The sequence below is a fragment of the Pseudoalteromonas sp. c7(2019) genome, from assembly GCF_011378625.1.
Lineage (GTDB): Bacteria > Pseudomonadota > Gammaproteobacteria > Enterobacterales > Alteromonadaceae > Pseudoalteromonas > Pseudoalteromonas arctica.
In genome coordinates, this window is record NZ_WTKS01000001.1 from 227,369 (window position 1) to 242,661 (window position 15,293).

Below are 15,293 nucleotides of genomic sequence, written 5' to 3' on the forward strand. Positions count from 1 at the left end.
ATTTAATACAGAGGCATTCGTATTGAATATACGACTAAACATTGCTTTTGCCCATAAAAAAACCGCTGATGTATCAGCGGTTTTTATTGTATGAGTAATATTACATTACGCGCATACCAGGCTCTGAGCCGTCATCTGGGTTAAGAATATAAATTTCTTTTCCGCCAGGACCTGCTGCTAATACCATGCCCTCAGACATACCAAAGCGCATTTTACGAGGCTTAAGGTTAGCGACCATAACGGTTAACTTACCTTCGAGATCCTCTGGTGCGTAAGCTGATTTAATACCTGCAAACACTTGGCGAGTTTCGCCGCCTAAATCAAGTGTTAGCTTAAGTAGTTTATCAGCGCCTTCTACGTGCTCTGCTTTAGCAATTTTAGCTACGCGTAAGTCTACTTTTGCAAAGTCATCAAATTCTATTTCGTCGCTAATCGGCTCTTTTGCAAGTGGGCTGTTAGGGTCAATAGTTACTTTTGGCGCTAAGCTTTCTTTAGATTCTTCAACCATTTTATTTACTTTATCCATTTCAACACGCTGCATTAACGGTTTAAATTTATTGATAGGGTGGCTTACGAGAGCATTTTGAACGCCGTCCCATGCAAGGTCGTCATTTAAAAATGCTTGTACGTTGTCGGCCATTTCTGGTAGCACTGGTTTTAAGTAAGTAATTAAAACGCGGAACAAGTTAAGACCAAGAGAACACACTTCGTGTGCTTCTTGTTGCTTAGTTTCGTCTTTAATTAATACCCAAGGTGCTGCGCCATCAATAAATTGGTTTGCTTTGTCGGCAAGCGCCATTATTTCGCGAATTGCGCGGCTGTAATCGCGGTTCTCATAGTGTGTTGTAATGCTAGGTGCAGCCGCTTGAAACTCTGCTAACAGCTCTGGTTGCATAATAGTGCTGCTTAGCTTGCCATCAAACTTTTTAGTAATAAAGCCAGCACAACGGCTCGCTATGTTTACTACTTTACCTACTAGGTCCGAATTTACGCGTTGTGCAAAGTCTTCTAGGTTTAAATCAAGATCAACAATACCGCTGCTTAATTTTGCTGCGTAGTAGTAACGTAAGTACTCTGGGTTTAAGTTATCTAAATAAGTACGCGCTTTAATAAACGTACCCTTTGATTTAGACATTTTTTCGCCATTTACAGTAACAAAACCATGAGCGAATACGTTAGTTGGCTTTCTAAAATTAGCGCCTTCTAACATTGCTGGCCAAAATAAGCTGTGGAAATAAATGATGTCTTTACCAATAAAGTGATAAAGCTCAGCGTCTGAACCTTCAGCCCAAAACTCATCAAAGTTGATGCCTTTTTTATCACATAGGTTTTTAAAGCTCGCCATGTAACCAATAGGTGCATCTAACCAAACGTAAAAATATTTGCCCGGTGCATTTGGAATTTCAAAACCAAAGTAAGGCGCATCACGGCTAATATCCCACTGCTGCAGGCCATCGGTAAACCATTCGTCTAGCTTGTTAGCCATTTCTTGTTGAATAGTGCCCGAGTGTAACCACTCTTTTAGCATGCCTTCAAATGCTGGCAGGTCAAAAAAGTAATGTTCAGAATCTTTAAGTACAGGCTCTGCACCTGACATTACAGAACGCGGATTAATGAGTTCGGTAGGGCTGTATGTAGCACCACACGAATCACAACTGTCGCCGTTTTGGTTTTCAGATTTACACGTTGGGCAAGTACCAGTTACAAAACGATCGGGTAAGAAAATACCTTTTTCTGGATCGAATAATTGCGAAATAGTGTGCTTTTTAATATGACCGGCATCGTTTAGGCGGTTATAAATAAGTTCGCTTAATTCTTTGTTTTCTTGGCTATGCGTACTGTGGTAGTTATCAAATTTGATATTAAAGTCAGCGAAGTCGCGTTGGCGCTCTATGCTCACTTGTTTTACCATTTCTTCAGGCGTGATCCCTTGCTTTTGCGCATTAAGCATAATTGGCGTGCCGTGGGCATCGTCTGCGCAAACATAATAAGCTTCGTGGCCCTGTAGTTTTTGAAAACGTGACCAAATATCAGTTTGAATATATTCCAATAAATGACCTAAGTGAGTAGGGCCATTTGCATAAGGTAATGCGCTGGTAATCAGGATCTTTCGCTGCGTCATAATCATTCCGAATTGAGGATAAAACGCCGTTTTTATTATACAAACGGCAATTATCATTAATTTATCTACAAGCTATCTGCTTAGAGTGCGCACAGCTTATGGATTTTTATTAATTGACTGGTGTTAATGCCCTGAATGTTACATAATTCCGTGGCACTTTTCATCAAAGAAACGCTATTTAATTGCTATGTTTGGACTGTCGAAACTATTCTCTTCTAAATCGGTGCAAAAACAACCGATTATTACTGCCTTAGCGGCATATCGTAGTGCGGCTTTTGCCGTCGGTATTGACGAAAGCTTCATTAATACTATTACTCAAAATGACGATAAATCACTACATATTAAATTAACCCTGCCATTTGCTGGGCAATCAGAAATGCCTTTAGTTGAGCAACACGTAAGTGAATGCTTAAATGTGCCTGTAACAATTAGCGCCAAGGTTATCATTAAAGAGGCAGCTAAGTTTAAGGCGATTAAACATATTGTGCTTATTGCCTCAGGCAAAGGCGGAGTAGGTAAGTCGACTACTGCCGTTAACTTGGCGGGCGCGCTTAAAAATGAGGGCGCAAAGGTCGGTATTTTAGACGCTGATATTTATGGCCCATCTATTCCAATGCTTTTAGGCTTGGTAGGCGCAGAGCCCGTCACTAAAGATAATAAACAGCTACAGCCTTTTGATGCAAACGGCATTAAAGCGCAGTCAATTGGCTTTTTAGTCCCAAGCGATGACGCCACCGTATGGCGCGGACCAATGGCGTCAGGCGCACTTAGCCAATTGCTTAACGAGACTGATTGGGGTGAGCTTGATTACTTAATTGTGGATATGCCACCGGGCACCGGTGATATTCAACTAACAATGAGCCAAAAAGTACCAGCGAGCGGCACTGTTATTGTCACTACGCCGCAAGACTTAGCTCTAGCCGATGCGCAAAAAGGCATTGCTATGTTTAATAAAGTAAACGTGCCAGTACTGGGCTTAATTGAAAACATGAGTTATTACATTTGCAGCCACTGCGGTGAAGCTAACCACGTATTTGGTAAAGACGGTGCACAAAAACTGGCGCACAAGCACGGCGTGCCCGTACTTAGCCATATTCCGCTTGCAATAGATATACGTGAGTATTCTGAGCAAGGAAAACTTATTGCCAACGATAACGACGCGGCGATAAGCAAAACATACAGCGCAGCAGCGAGGCTTATAGCCAGCACGCTCTATTATCAACAGCATCACAATGCAATTGAAATTGTGATTACAGAAGATTAATAAATAATGAGACTTTCAGACACACATATTAATGAATACCTAAGCGATGGTCGCATTGTTATTGAGCCTGCGCCAACAAGTGACATGATTTCAGGCGTAACTGCCGATTTGCGATTAGGTAATAAATTTAGAACTTTTAATGCGCATAATGCAGCATACGTGGATTTAAGTGGTCCAAAAGATCAGTTAAATAAAGCCATGGAATCAATCATGAGTGAAGAAATAGTGCTTGATGAAGGTGAAGCATTCTTTTTACACCCAGGTGAACTTGCACTTGCTATAACACACGAAAAAGTAACTCTGCCAGCAGACATAGTAGGGTGGTTAGATGGGCGCTCATCGCTAGCACGTTTAGGTTTAATGGTGCATGTAACTGCGCACCGAATCGACCCAGGCTGGAGCGGTAATATTGTTTTAGAGTTTTACAACTCAGGTAAATTACCACTGGCGCTTCGCCCACTGATGAAAATTGGGGCTATGAGCTTTGAAATGCTATCGGGCCCGTGTGAAAACCCATACAACATCCGTAAAGATGCAAAATATAAAGATCAAAACAGTGCAGTAGCAAGTCGTATTAGTGACGATAAGTAATCACCAAATATAGACATTACTCGTCTATTTTATGAAGCGCATAGCCCAGTAATTCAAAATACTGGTTAAGCGCTTCATTTGCTTTATTAATATGCTCAACATTTGGGTATATTAAATTACTGCTTTTTAAGCCTCCCACTAAAAAACTATTTTTTATATTTGAATGCTGCTCAATACAGGCTTCAAAACAACGTGCGGCAAGCTCCTCTGGCATACTCATATAATTCATATTGTGAGCTTTATCGTGTTCTATGCATGTTTGTACAAAGTTATTAGCATCAACGCTGTGCTCATCTAAAAATACATTTTTATAAAAACTGTTCAAAGCATTATTAAGTGGATGCGATAAATTAGGCGTGTTTGAAAGCCATAATTTTGAGGCAAAACCAAATCGTGGTTTTGCTGCAAATAAATGCTCGCTTATATGATGGTCAAACGCATGAAACCATTCGTGAGCAAGTGCACCACCGCCTGCATTTTTTGCAAGGGCAAGCGTTTGAGAGGCTGCATTATAATGCGCTTGTACACCTTTTTGACCACCATGACCAAATGCAAAATTAAGTTTGCCACGAAGACCAATAGCTTTGGGCGGTAAATGCAGTATTTGTGCAAGGTCGGCCAGTGCATCGTAAATTAAATTAGCGCTAATGTAGCGCTCTTCTTTAGTTACCCATTTACCGACGACCATTGACCTAAAGCCAAAGGTATCTCTTATATCGCTAAAGTCGACTTGGTCGTCAAAGCGATAGTCGGGGCCTTGGCGAGTAAAGCCACGTTTTAGCCTGTTTGGGTAGTTACGCATTGCAAGTTTCATATAGTAACGAATTTAATCTAAGTAACGTGCTTTTACGTGCTCGGGCATGTGATGGGTTTGTTTTTGTATTAATTCATCAAGCACATTATAAAGTGGTGCAGGATTTAACTGCTCTATTAAAAACAAACTATGCGCTACGGCTTCAAGTGTGGATAGGCTGTCGGCCCTAGGGGCTTTACGAATAGCATAACGATTTTTAGGTAACTGTTTAAAACTGACCGTTTTGAATTGATTTAGCAATGTGGTGAGCTGCAAAATTTTGTAGGCTTTTTTCCATGTACCATCAACCACGATTAAATGGGTGATGTTTTTTATATTAGATTGCTCAGCGCTATCGTCTAAATTTACAGCGTGTTCGTTAGGGTAGAGCAAAACAGTTGAGCTTACTGGCAGTGATTTAAGAATAGAAAAGTCGTCATTATTTTCGCCTTTGACTATTTGGCAATCAGTTAGACACAAATTGAGTAGTTTAGCGGTATTTTTTGCTATTTTTTCTTCGCTTGGGTGCTGTAGAATAATAACCTTAACTTTGTTGTTTATATTTGTAATTGCGCTGCAAATACAGGTGTTAAGTGCAAAGTTACAATGATTACAAAGTGTGCGTGCCATTTAATAAACTTTTTGTTGCCAGTATGATCCTCACAATTATACATTTATAAGGTAATTAAGTTGGTTTTTTTTACGCATCAATATAAAGTAGTACTATTAAACTGTAATTTACATGGATTGTTTTAAGGGCTTAAAATATGACAGAAATAAATATTGATACATCAGCATTAGAGAGTATGGAATCGTTATTGGGTGAGCAGTTTGCTGATACACTTGATTTTTGCTGCTCGGAGTTTGAGCGTTTAGGCTCTGAAGTTTTAGCAACCATTGGAAAAGACAGAGAAGCGGCGATTCGTCATTCTCATAGCTTAAAATCTAACGCTGCGCAGTTTGGTGCTTCAAGCCTTGCTGAAGTATCTCGCGTTATTGAACAAAATTTAAACCTAGATAACTTAGCTGAAGCCATCGACGCATCTAATAGCTTAATGGCTCAAGTAACTGGCTCTCAAGCTAAGCTAAATGAATGGTTAGCATCTCGTTAATTATTGAAGCTGAAACGTGAATTTATTTCAGTATTAAGCGTTTAAATACACTGGCATTTTACGCCTTTACTAGGTTAGTCTAAAGATTCACTAGTCGAGGTAAAAATGTCTGATATTAAAAAGAGTCACAAATTAGAAGGTGTATGTTATGACATTCGTGGGCCGGTTTTAGCGCAAGCTAAAAAAATGGAAGACGAAGGTCAAAAAGTATTAAAATTGAATATAGGTAATCCGGCTGCTTTTGGTTTTGATATGCCAGAAGATATGCACCGCGATATTATCCGCAACTTATATTCAGCCCAAGGTTACTGTGACTCTAAAGGCCTCTATTCAGCCCGTGTGGCTATTTATCAGCATTACCAACAACGTGGATTACATAATTTAGATGTAGATAACATTTATATTGGTAATGGCGTAAGCGAACTTATTCAGATGATCACCCAAGCGCTATTAAATAATGGTGACGAAGTGCTTATTCCTGCTCCAGATTATCCACTTTGGACTGCTTCGGTCACGTTATCGGGTGGTAATCCGGTACATTATTTATGTGATGAAGAGCAAGATTGGTTTCCGGACATTGCCGATATAAAAAGTAAAATCACGTCTAAAACTAAAGCTCTGGTATTAATTAATCCTAATAATCCTACTGGTGCGGTTTACAGTGATGATTTGTTAATGCAATTAATTGATATAGCGCGTGAACATAAACTGCTGTTATTGAGCGATGAAATTTACGAAAAGATTTTATACGATGGTATAACGCATACTTCAATCGGCTCACTTTGCGACGATGTGCCTATTATTACTTTTAATGGTTTAGCTAAAACCTACCGTGCAGCGGGGCTGAGAATGGGGTGGATGGTTCTAAGCGGTCGTACCTCGGTAATGGATGATTTACGCAAAGGCCTAGAAATACTTTCATCTATGCGTTTGTGCGCAAATGTACCTGCACAGTATGCGATTCAACAGGCTTTGGGCGGCGTGCAATCAATTGATAGTCTAATAAACCCGGGTGGTCGCTTGTATGAGCAGCGTGATATTGCATGGCGCGGATTAAATGATATTGAAGGCATTAGTTGTAAAAAACCTAAAGGCGCACTCTATGCGTTTGCCAAAGTAGATACAGCACTTTTTAACGTCAAAGATGATGAAAAGATGATGTACGATTTGCTAAAAGCCGAAAAAATATTACTTGTACATGGCAGGGCGTTTAATTGGCCAGATCCTGATCATTTTAGGTTGGTCTTTTTACCAAGCAAAGATGATTTATCGGATGCGATGTTAAAAATGAAGCGGTTTTTTAAAGACTATCGCCAAGTATAGTTATTAAAAAATAATAAAAAAACGAGCCAAATTTGGCTCGTTTTTTACTTTAGTCATGAATATATTAACAGGGCGTGTAGATCTTTGTGGATTGAAATTTGTTCAATCTAGGGGCGATTAAATCGCGACGCGAGATTTGTAACCTAGTGGGCTAAGTAAAAACCGAGCAAAGCTTCCGCGTCCTGCTCACGCCCCTTACCTACATCCATGTAGGCAACAAAGAGTTAATTGCCGCTAGGCAGAATTCTTCGGGCAGCGCATGTTTGGCATTTATGCTGCGTTATCGCCTATTTATAGGGAACAACCACAGTTCATAGGCTCTGCCTTGTCTAAATACCAAACATTCTGCTGCAAATTCAACCACCAAAGTTCAGCACGTCCTAGTACGCTTTATCTACACGCACGGTGTTGTCGTTCAAGTACACTAATCTTACGTTATCGCCTTTGCTAAAACGCATTGATTGGTCCTGATCTTGAACAACCATAAACTGGTCGCCATTTTCAACTTGTATTAATAACTCTACAAAGTGATTTTGCTGATAATGACTTTGCTGCTGCCTATTATGTGCAACACTGCCGCCAATTACCGAACCTAATATTGTTGCTACTGTGCGGCCGCTACCACCACCAAACTGGTTGCCTACTACGCCACCGAGTAATGCACCGCCGAAGGTTTTCCAGCCGTTGTTTTTGTCTTGAATGATTTCTTGTTCGGTAATATTGCGTACCGATTTTACGTCACCAAATAAAACTTGCTGCACAGGGACTGCTTTATTGCGCTCGTATTTAGCAAACGTAGGCGCGCTTATTGTAAGTAAAGCGCACATAATTACAGTAATTGCTTTCATAACTTGCTCCTTTTATATCAACCTGCATAAATCTTTGATCAATTTAACGAATTAAATTGCGCTATAACGTCGTTAAAAATTTTTTATTTAGAACAACTAAATACAAAAATTTTTGCCTAGTACTAGCGTAATTTTCTTAACGTTAAATAGACCCCATATATAAGCAGATTGGTATTGGCTACCAGCCAAAGGTTGATTTTTCTTTAGTTTTACGAATTTCAGTTTCGTCTGCCCACTCAACTAGGCCGCTTTCCATATCCATTAAACGCATTGTAAATTTGTAGTATACGTCTGATTTGTCGGCATTTGATTTAACAATACTTGATAAGTTTCCATATAACATATATTGCGCACCAATTTGTTTACCAAATGCAACGGCTGTTGCAGGGTTAACAAGAGCATCTTCATTTTGAAACGTTAATTGCTCACGTACTGACTCAACACGGGTCATATCTACAAAACGGAACTTACCGCTGCGTAGCATTTGTGTTGAGATTGAATCGGTGATTGATTCTGTATCAATGTGCTCGCTGGTTTTATTTTTAATACGTTCAACAAATACTACAGGGCGTTTATTAGCGGTCATTGTGCCAACAACAGGTGAGCTGAGTAATGAGTCGGTCATTTGGCTCGCTACTTTTTGTAAGTCGGTAGAACCAAAATTAATATCTGTTGTTTCTACTGCTTGTGCATCGCCATAACTTACTACAGCTTTATTAGCACAGCCACTTAATACTAAAGCGCTCAAGCCAACTAAAGCGTAAGTTGATGCTGTTTTAAATTTGTTACTGATGATCATGGTTGTTTCCTTTAATCTTTAAATTCTTGTGATTCGGTAGACACTTCTCTTACTGCTAAAGAAAAGGTAACCGCATCAGAGCTAGGTGCTAAGCCCGGTAATTGTGTTTTTGCAAAACCAAATAAGGTGAGTGCTTGCCAAGGTGAATGATTGCCTTTAATAACAAAGCCGTCTTTATCAAACCAATTAAATTGATACTGCAAATACTGTGATTTTTTATACTGGCTCGAAAGTGTCACTACTACATCGGTTAACTGGTTGGTTTGACGTGTTTTAACATCAGTAATGGCCAGCTTTTTACCGAGCTCTGGGTTATCTACACGTAATTGCTCATTAAACTGATTTTTATTTTGTTCAACAGAAATACCCGATGTAACCGGTTTGCTGGAACATGCACTGAGCATTAAGACTGCTAATAATGGCGCTATGTATTTCATGATGGCTCCTAAAGTTGAACTACGTGGTAATTAAAGTAGTTATTAACGGAGGTTAAGTAAATTAACGTTAACCCTTGCTTACTAACGGTAAAATTTATAGGTGCTTGTGTGCCTATATGCAGAGAATGCTCACCTGTATTTAGGCTTTGCCTTGCAACACTTATTTGATTTGGAAGTGTAAGCCAGCTACGTGTATCAGCTTGCTCAGACGCCAAATTATAAATATTAGCAAGTATGTTACCTACATCACCGGCACTGCGAGCAAGTTCTGCACGCACTTTCTCTTTAGCTACTAATCTAAGTACTTGGCGAGCTACTTTTGCAGGTATTTGATCTTCTAATGTTTTTGCTGCAAGTGCTTCAATGTGTACTAATGGGCTCAGCTCTAAGCTTTGTGCATCTATGTTTATATTATTAAGGCGGCGTACATAGGCATTATCTTTATATACTGGCATTGCAAGGCTGTAAAAGCGTGCATCGCCGCGTGATGAATAAATTGGTAAGCGCAGTTTAAATTCATCTTGTTTTGGTACTAAGCCTTGTTCAAATAAAACAATTACTTCGCCTTGCGTTGCAGAAATTGTGGGTGCATCACTAAAACGTTTTTTAAATTCGCTTAGGTCTTGGTCAAACCCTTGTTTTTTAGCAAGGCGTATTACGTCCTGCTGTAAATAAATATTGTTAGGTTGTATAGCCAGTGCTTTTTTATAATCAATATAAGCATCGTCATACTGTTTAGCACTTTGGTAAAGCAAAGCAGATAAATAAAATGTGTAGGCATTTTGAAAGCCATTTTTTACATCTCTGGTTACATTGCCCATGCTAGGGTAGTGCTGCTGCGCTTCCTTAACTGTTGAGTCGCCATCTGTTTTATTTTCGCTTAGTGCATCAACTTGTACTTTATTAGCACGGCGAATTTCGACCAAAGCGCCTTCTACATCATTTTTATACACGTAGTTAAGTGCTTTATAACTATGAAGCATACTCATTTCGTAAGCCGGTGGTACATAAGTAATTGCTGAGTCGTTAGTAAATAACGCATTGCTTTGCTCAAGCCCCGCACTTACTTGTATTTTGGCGGCTTCGCGTTTTTTTTGCATTTGCGTATACACGTTCTCAAATTTACTTTGTGCCTCTTGTGGCGTATTGGCTAAGTCGTTTAAGCGAGCTTGCTCAAGTTGGTTGAGTAAGTAGCTGCTGTGCATGGTGCTATTATTGGCAATAAGGGATTGCGCTTCTTCGATATTGTTTTTCTCGATCGCATTTCTTATTGGTGTCATTTGCGTGGCATAGTCATTAAATAGGTCATTAAAGCCCACTGTGCTACACCCACTTAAAATACAACAAAAGCTTAAAATTATACTTAGGCGCACTGCGCACTCCTCTCAATTCACCTGTATACATTAACATATTATTTTTAGCTAAATGTGTGAAATATTGTAAAAAATCGTAGAGTAAAACTGCCTGCTAATAAAGAAATATAAAATGACATTGGTGAACAAAGTGTGAATTTTCTTGTTGGGTAACAATATTGAAATGCTTAAGGTACTTTATTGGTCTTATTGAATACAATGATCCCTAAAGCGTAATGATAAATGAATTTTTTAAATGAAGTAATTGCTATTCACTAAGTCGTATACGAAAAAGACTAAAAGGATATCTTGTGTTGTAGACACCGTATTTTGCAAATGCGGCTAAGATTTGAGTATAAATGATCTAATTTATTAAAACTAAATACTCTCTTTGCACAGTTATACCAATCCTGTTTAAATGTGCTGCTCAGTAAGCGGTTTTATAGGCGCTTATGACAATGTTTTTAGCTTAGTAGGTTAATTAATTAATTGAAATAACGCTGTAATTTGTTTTTATTGCTAAGGAATTTTTTTGAAAGCTACGTTGTATACAATCATTGCTTTAATTGCGTTTGCTGCAAATTCTCTTTTTTGCAGAATGGCTTTAGCCGAAGGCTATATAGATGCTTGGAACTTTACAGTTATTCGCTTACTCAGTGGTGCTGCGTGTTTGGGCATTATAATGGCTATTTATACTCATAATTTAAAACGAAAAGGCACATTTAACCCCGCTATTTTAAGTGATAAAGGAAGCTGGCGAAGCAGTATAAGCCTTTTAGTTTATGCACTTTGTTTTTCGATTGCATACGTAGAGCTAGATACAGGCACCGGTGCACTGATTTTGTTTTCAGCCGTGCAACTCACTATGATTGGCTGGGGTATATATCAAAAAGAGCAGTTGAGTGTGCTTCAGTGGTGCGCGTTTATAGTGGCGCTAGGTGGGTTTGTATATTTAATGCTGCCATCTGCTGCTGTACCTTCATTATTAGGTGCATCACTCATGGCACTCAGTGGTGTGGCATGGGGTATTTACAGTATTCGCGGTAAAGTGTGCGTATCGCCACTGCGTACTACAGGGTTTAACTTTATAAGAAGCTTAGTGGCTATCCCTGTTTTATTACTTGTTGGTATGAGTTATTTAAAAAATATGAGTATTGAAGGGGTTTTGCTTGCATGTGCCTCGGGTGCGATAGCTTCTGGAATTGGTTACAGTGTTTGGTATGTGGCTATGCCACTGCTTAAAAGTACCCAAGCTGCTGTTGTGCAGCTTTGTGTACCTGTACTTGCAGCCGTTGCCGGGGTCTTGTTTTTATCAGAGCAGGTAACAATGGAATTTATAGTAGCAAGCTCGTTAATATTAGGGGCTGTGCTGGTATTTATCTTAAATAAAAAGAAGGTGTGATACCACTTAAACAAGTTCTTTATGGCGAACTAACGTTCGTTACAAAGCGTGTATAAATAGCGGGTAAGTTATCAAGTATTGCCTGCTTACCCTGTAGTTCACTGTTTTTTATGCATTCAAAAAGTACTTGTTCGCTAAGCTTATTAACTAATAATTGCGATTGCTTAATATGGCTTATATGCCAAAGCTCAGGTGCGACACCACCTAAATCATGCTGGTAAGGGCGATAAAAGCCAAATTTATCTAAGTTAGTATCAAGCCAATTACTTAAAGGCGCAAACGGCCCACTTTGCAGGTATTCATCAGGTGTTAGCTGTAGTTTATAATCATCACTTACCGCAGCTTTATCAAACACGTCTAAATCGGTGCCTAAATGGTGCCTGCTGGCCCCAGGTAATGCAGAGTAGAGCATTATTGCTATGCATTTATCTACATCATTTAATTTAGTTAAATCTACAACCTTTTGCTGTTTATTATAAACAGGTCGAATACCTAAAAACTTATTATTCCAAATAATTGATTGGCGATTAAAGTCGCGAAAACTTGAGGCAATAGTAAGCTCAAATCCCGCTTTTTGTGCTGCACTTTGCAGCGCTAAAAAGTCGCTGATAATAGCGCTGTGCAAGCGATGATTTTGTATATCAGTTAAATGTGTATCACTTTGCCCCGTGATACACATTATTGGTGTTGGTTGAGTGACATCCATTATGCTAAAAGTTGCTCTAGTATTTGCTCGTAAATGTCGGTAAGGGCTATTAAATCATCGGTACTTACGCATTCATCTACTTTATGAATAGTGGCGTTACGTGGACCAAGTTCAATTACTTTAGCACCTGTTTGCGCAATAAAGCGACCGTCAGATGTGCCTCCGGTAGTTTCTAGATTCGTGGTTAAACCGGTTACTGATTTAATCGCTTTAACTGTGGCATCAACAAGCGGGCCGTGCTCGGTAATAAAAGGTAAGCCATTTACTATCCAGCTTAATTCATAATTTAAGTTATGCTTTTGTAGAATGTCATTTACACGCTGTTGTAATTGCTCATGTGTTACTTGCGTGCTAAATCTAAAGTTAAACTGTACTTCTAGTTCACCCGGGATCACATTACCTGCACCTGTGCCGCTATTAATATTTGAAATTTGAAAGCTGGTAGCAGGGAAGTATTCATTTCCGTTATCCCACACCGTTTGGCTAAGCTCAGTAAGTGCAGGCGTTGCTAGATGAATTGGGTTTTGTGCTAAATGTGGGTAGGCAACATGACCTTGTACGCCTTTAACCGTTAGGTAAGCGGTAAGTGAGCCTCTTCGGCCATTTTTAACAACATCGCCTAATACATCTCGTGATGAGGGTTCGCCTACTAGGCACATATCTATTTTTTCACCACGGGCTTCTAGTGTATCTATTACACGTGTTGTGCCGTTTATAAACGGTCCTTCTTCGTCAGAAGTGATTAAAAAAGAAATAGAGCCTTTATGATCTGGATGTTTAGTAACAAAACGTTCGGTTGCTACAAGCATTGCGGCTAATGAGCCTTTCATATCGGCAGCGCCACGCCCGTGCAGTAGGCCGTCTTTTATTAATCCTGAAAACGGCGGGTGTTGCCAATTTTTTTCAGGGCCTGTTGGTACAACGTCGGTGTGACCAGCAAAACAAAAGTGCGGCGATTGTGTGCCTTTTCGAGCCCAAGTATTAAGTGTGTCGGTAAAAAATAATGATTCTATATTAAAACCAACCGCAGCAAGGCGATCGTTCATCATTTGTTGGCAGCCAGCATCTTCGGGCGTTACCGATTCACGTTGGATTAGCGCTTGGGCGAGTTGAATTACGTCATTAGTCATTATTTAAAAATCTCGTCGTATTGGGCTGCTTTAAAACCTAAATGGTAACTGCCATTGTTTACCAGTACTGGACGTTTGATCATGGCAGGTTGTTCAACCAACAATGGGATAGCACTTTCTTTAGTTAGGCTTTGTTTTTGCTCATCAGTTAATGCGCGATAAGTTGTTCCACGTTTATTAACGAGTTGTTCCCAATCGAGCTTGTCTGCAAATTCACTCACCATTTGCTCATTTACGCCATCTTTGCGGTAGTCATGAAACGTAAATTCGATGTTGTTATCAGTTAAATGTTTTTTAGCTTTTTTTATCGTATCGCAGTTGCTAATACCGTATAGAGTGATCATAAATCTAGTTCTTCTTAATAATAGTTAATAGGGTGTCTTCACCCGCATTTACATGCGAATGCGAGTAATGAAATGTGCCAAGGTTATGGCCGTTTAGTAAAATTAAACTAGCAAGCATTGGAGTATCAAGTTCTCGTAAATCAAAATAAGCAAGGCGTTGACCTTTGCATATTTTGCTACCATTGAGTTGCGCAATATGGGTATGCGTAATTGATTGCGAATCAAAAATGGTTAAGTTAATCAAGACTTTTAGACCATTATTAGCTTGTAGAATAAACTCAGTACCTGCATTTTTTACTTGTAATAAAGTTCCATCAAACGGTGCTAAAATTTTATGACTTGTTAGTTGCACCATAATACCAGGGCCCAGAGTGCCAAAACGAAAAAAAGGTTCTGGGTGCTCTTTCAGTTCAATTACTTTACCTGTAAATGGGCTGGTTATATTTATTGCATTAAGAGGCGTTTTATTTTGAGCTAAATAGTCAATTTTTTGAGCTTTCATAAGTTAGTTTCCCACCACGTTATAACCCTCTTTTTTTAAAGCGGAAATAGCATTTTCTGCAGTGTGTTTTTTTATGAGAATATAATCAGTATCGTAGGTTGAAATTGAAAAGATAGAAATTTTAGCGCGCGCTAATACCCCTGAAATATTAGCCATAATTCCGGTTAACGAAAAGCCAAGTGGACCTACAACCTCTAAAGCTTGCCAGTCGGGTTCGGTATCCAGGCTTTTTACTTCAAAATCGCTTGGGCATACAATTGAAAGTTCATCATGGGTTTTAGAAATAAAAAACAAAGATTGCTTTAAAAGTGCCGCAGGTATGTCGGCATCTACATCTAAACTGTGTATAGATAAAATGGTGCTGTGTAATTGTAATGTTTGTTTTGACATTAAAAGCCTGCGAACAGCAATATTGATAGCTTTATAGTATAGATTATTGGCTTTAAATTAAAGGTGTAACAACGACTAACTCAGCAGTAAATAAGTAGATAAAAGAAGGGAGTAAAAACTTACCCACAATTTCTGTGGATAAGTATGGGGGTTGCAGGGTATAAATAACCTAACTAGT

General features: G+C 39.2%; 17 protein-coding genes. 5 read left to right on the plus strand and 12 right to left on the minus strand.

What is annotated here, in order from left to right; genetic code table 11:
- Positions 1-100: 100 nt before the first annotated feature.
- Positions 101-2,122 (minus strand): methionine--tRNA ligase, encoded by a 2,022-nt coding sequence (gene metG, locus GQR38_RS01035; RefSeq protein WP_007582537.1) that lies wholly within the window; start codon positions 2,120-2,122, stop codon positions 101-103.
- A 187-nt stretch (positions 2,123-2,309) separates the two neighbouring features.
- Here metG and apbC point away from each other — a divergent pair, with 187 nt between their 5' ends.
- Positions 2,310-3,386: an iron-sulfur cluster carrier protein ApbC gene (apbC, locus tag GQR38_RS01040; protein WP_101163617.1), complete on the plus strand. Its 1,077-nt coding sequence runs from the start codon at positions 2,310-2,312 to the stop codon at positions 3,384-3,386.
- Positions 3,387-3,392: 6 nt separating this feature from the next.
- On the plus strand, positions 3,393-3,977 hold the full coding sequence (gene dcd, locus GQR38_RS01045; RefSeq protein ID WP_007582539.1) for a dCTP deaminase: 585 nt from the start codon (positions 3,393-3,395) through the stop codon (positions 3,975-3,977).
- Between the two features lie 16 nt (positions 3,978-3,993).
- Here the strand turns inward: dcd and GQR38_RS01050 are convergent, their stop codons facing one another.
- Positions 3,994-4,779, minus strand: a complete 786-nt coding sequence (locus tag GQR38_RS01050; protein ID WP_165721582.1) for a CLCA_X family protein — start codon at positions 4,777-4,779, stop codon at positions 3,994-3,996.
- Between the two features lie 24 nt (positions 4,780-4,803).
- The gene (locus GQR38_RS01055) at positions 4,804-5,400 is read right to left on the minus strand and encodes a tRNA-uridine aminocarboxypropyltransferase (RefSeq protein ID WP_007582541.1); all 597 of its coding nucleotides are present in this window, start codon (positions 5,398-5,400) and stop codon (positions 4,804-4,806) included.
- A gap of 137 nt (positions 5,401-5,537) precedes the next feature.
- Between GQR38_RS01055 and GQR38_RS01060 the strand changes: the two genes are divergently transcribed.
- Both GQR38_RS01060 and GQR38_RS01065 read left to right on the plus strand, forming a co-directional pair.
- Positions 5,538-5,882, plus strand: coding sequence for an Hpt domain-containing protein (locus tag GQR38_RS01060; RefSeq protein ID WP_007582543.1), 345 nt, complete (start codon positions 5,538-5,540; stop codon positions 5,880-5,882).
- A 105-nt stretch (positions 5,883-5,987) separates the two neighbouring features.
- A complete protein-coding gene (locus GQR38_RS01065) occupies positions 5,988-7,205 on the plus strand; it encodes a pyridoxal phosphate-dependent aminotransferase (protein WP_010554238.1) in 1,218 nt (405 codons plus the stop codon).
- Positions 7,206-7,585: 380 nt separating this feature from the next.
- On the opposite strand, the gene GQR38_RS01070 is transcribed toward GQR38_RS01065, so the two are convergent.
- The 4 genes from GQR38_RS01070 to GQR38_RS01085 form a co-directional block, all read right to left on the minus strand.
- The gene (locus GQR38_RS01070) at positions 7,586-8,053 is read right to left on the minus strand and encodes a glycine zipper 2TM domain-containing protein (RefSeq protein WP_008134100.1); all 468 of its coding nucleotides are present in this window, start codon (positions 8,051-8,053) and stop codon (positions 7,586-7,588) included.
- A 178-nt stretch (positions 8,054-8,231) separates the two neighbouring features.
- On the minus strand, positions 8,232-8,852 hold the full coding sequence (gene lpoB / locus GQR38_RS01075) for a penicillin-binding protein activator LpoB (protein WP_007375407.1): 621 nt from the start codon (positions 8,850-8,852) through the stop codon (positions 8,232-8,234).
- 11 nt (positions 8,853-8,863) lie between these two features.
- Entirely contained in the window at positions 8,864-9,289 is a 426-nt protein-coding gene (locus GQR38_RS01080; protein ID WP_007582549.1) for a YcfL family protein, read from the minus strand.
- Between the two features lie 8 nt (positions 9,290-9,297).
- Positions 9,298-10,662 (minus strand): adenine DNA methylase, encoded by a 1,365-nt coding sequence (locus GQR38_RS01085; RefSeq protein WP_165721499.1) that lies wholly within the window; start codon positions 10,660-10,662, stop codon positions 9,298-9,300.
- Between the two features lie 511 nt (positions 10,663-11,173).
- Here GQR38_RS01085 and GQR38_RS01090 point away from each other — a divergent pair.
- Positions 11,174-12,043 carry a DMT family transporter gene (locus tag GQR38_RS01090; RefSeq protein WP_024590438.1) on the plus strand — a complete coding sequence of 290 codons (870 nt, stop codon included), beginning with the start codon at positions 11,174-11,176 and terminating at the stop codon, positions 12,041-12,043.
- Between the two features lie 19 nt (positions 12,044-12,062).
- Here GQR38_RS01090 and GQR38_RS01095 read toward each other — a convergent pair whose 3' ends face one another.
- Genes GQR38_RS01095 through GQR38_RS01115 form a run of 5 tightly spaced genes read right to left on the minus strand, consistent with a single transcriptional unit; the run spans position 12,063 to position 15,115 of the window.
- A complete protein-coding gene (locus GQR38_RS01095) occupies positions 12,063-12,749 on the minus strand; it encodes a M15 family metallopeptidase (RefSeq protein WP_165721500.1) in 687 nt (228 codons plus the stop codon).
- The gene (dapE, locus tag GQR38_RS01100; RefSeq protein ID WP_165721501.1) at positions 12,749-13,879 is read right to left on the minus strand and encodes a succinyl-diaminopimelate desuccinylase; all 1,131 of its coding nucleotides are present in this window, start codon (positions 13,877-13,879) and stop codon (positions 12,749-12,751) included. The genes GQR38_RS01095 and dapE overlap by 1 nt, the downstream gene beginning before the upstream one ends.
- On the minus strand, positions 13,879-14,223 hold the full coding sequence (locus GQR38_RS01105; protein WP_024592532.1) for an ArsC family reductase: 345 nt from the start codon (positions 14,221-14,223) through the stop codon (positions 13,879-13,881). Before GQR38_RS01105 ends, dapE begins: the two co-directional genes overlap by 1 nt.
- 4 nt (positions 14,224-14,227) lie before the next feature.
- Positions 14,228-14,725, minus strand: a complete 498-nt coding sequence (locus GQR38_RS01110) for a PTS glucose transporter subunit IIA (RefSeq protein ID WP_007582561.1) — start codon at positions 14,723-14,725, stop codon at positions 14,228-14,230.
- A 3-nt stretch (positions 14,726-14,728) separates the two neighbouring features.
- Positions 14,729-15,115 (minus strand): ACT domain-containing protein, encoded by a 387-nt coding sequence (locus GQR38_RS01115; RefSeq protein ID WP_024592533.1) that lies wholly within the window; start codon positions 15,113-15,115, stop codon positions 14,729-14,731.
- Between the last annotated feature and the right edge of the window lie 178 nt (positions 15,116-15,293).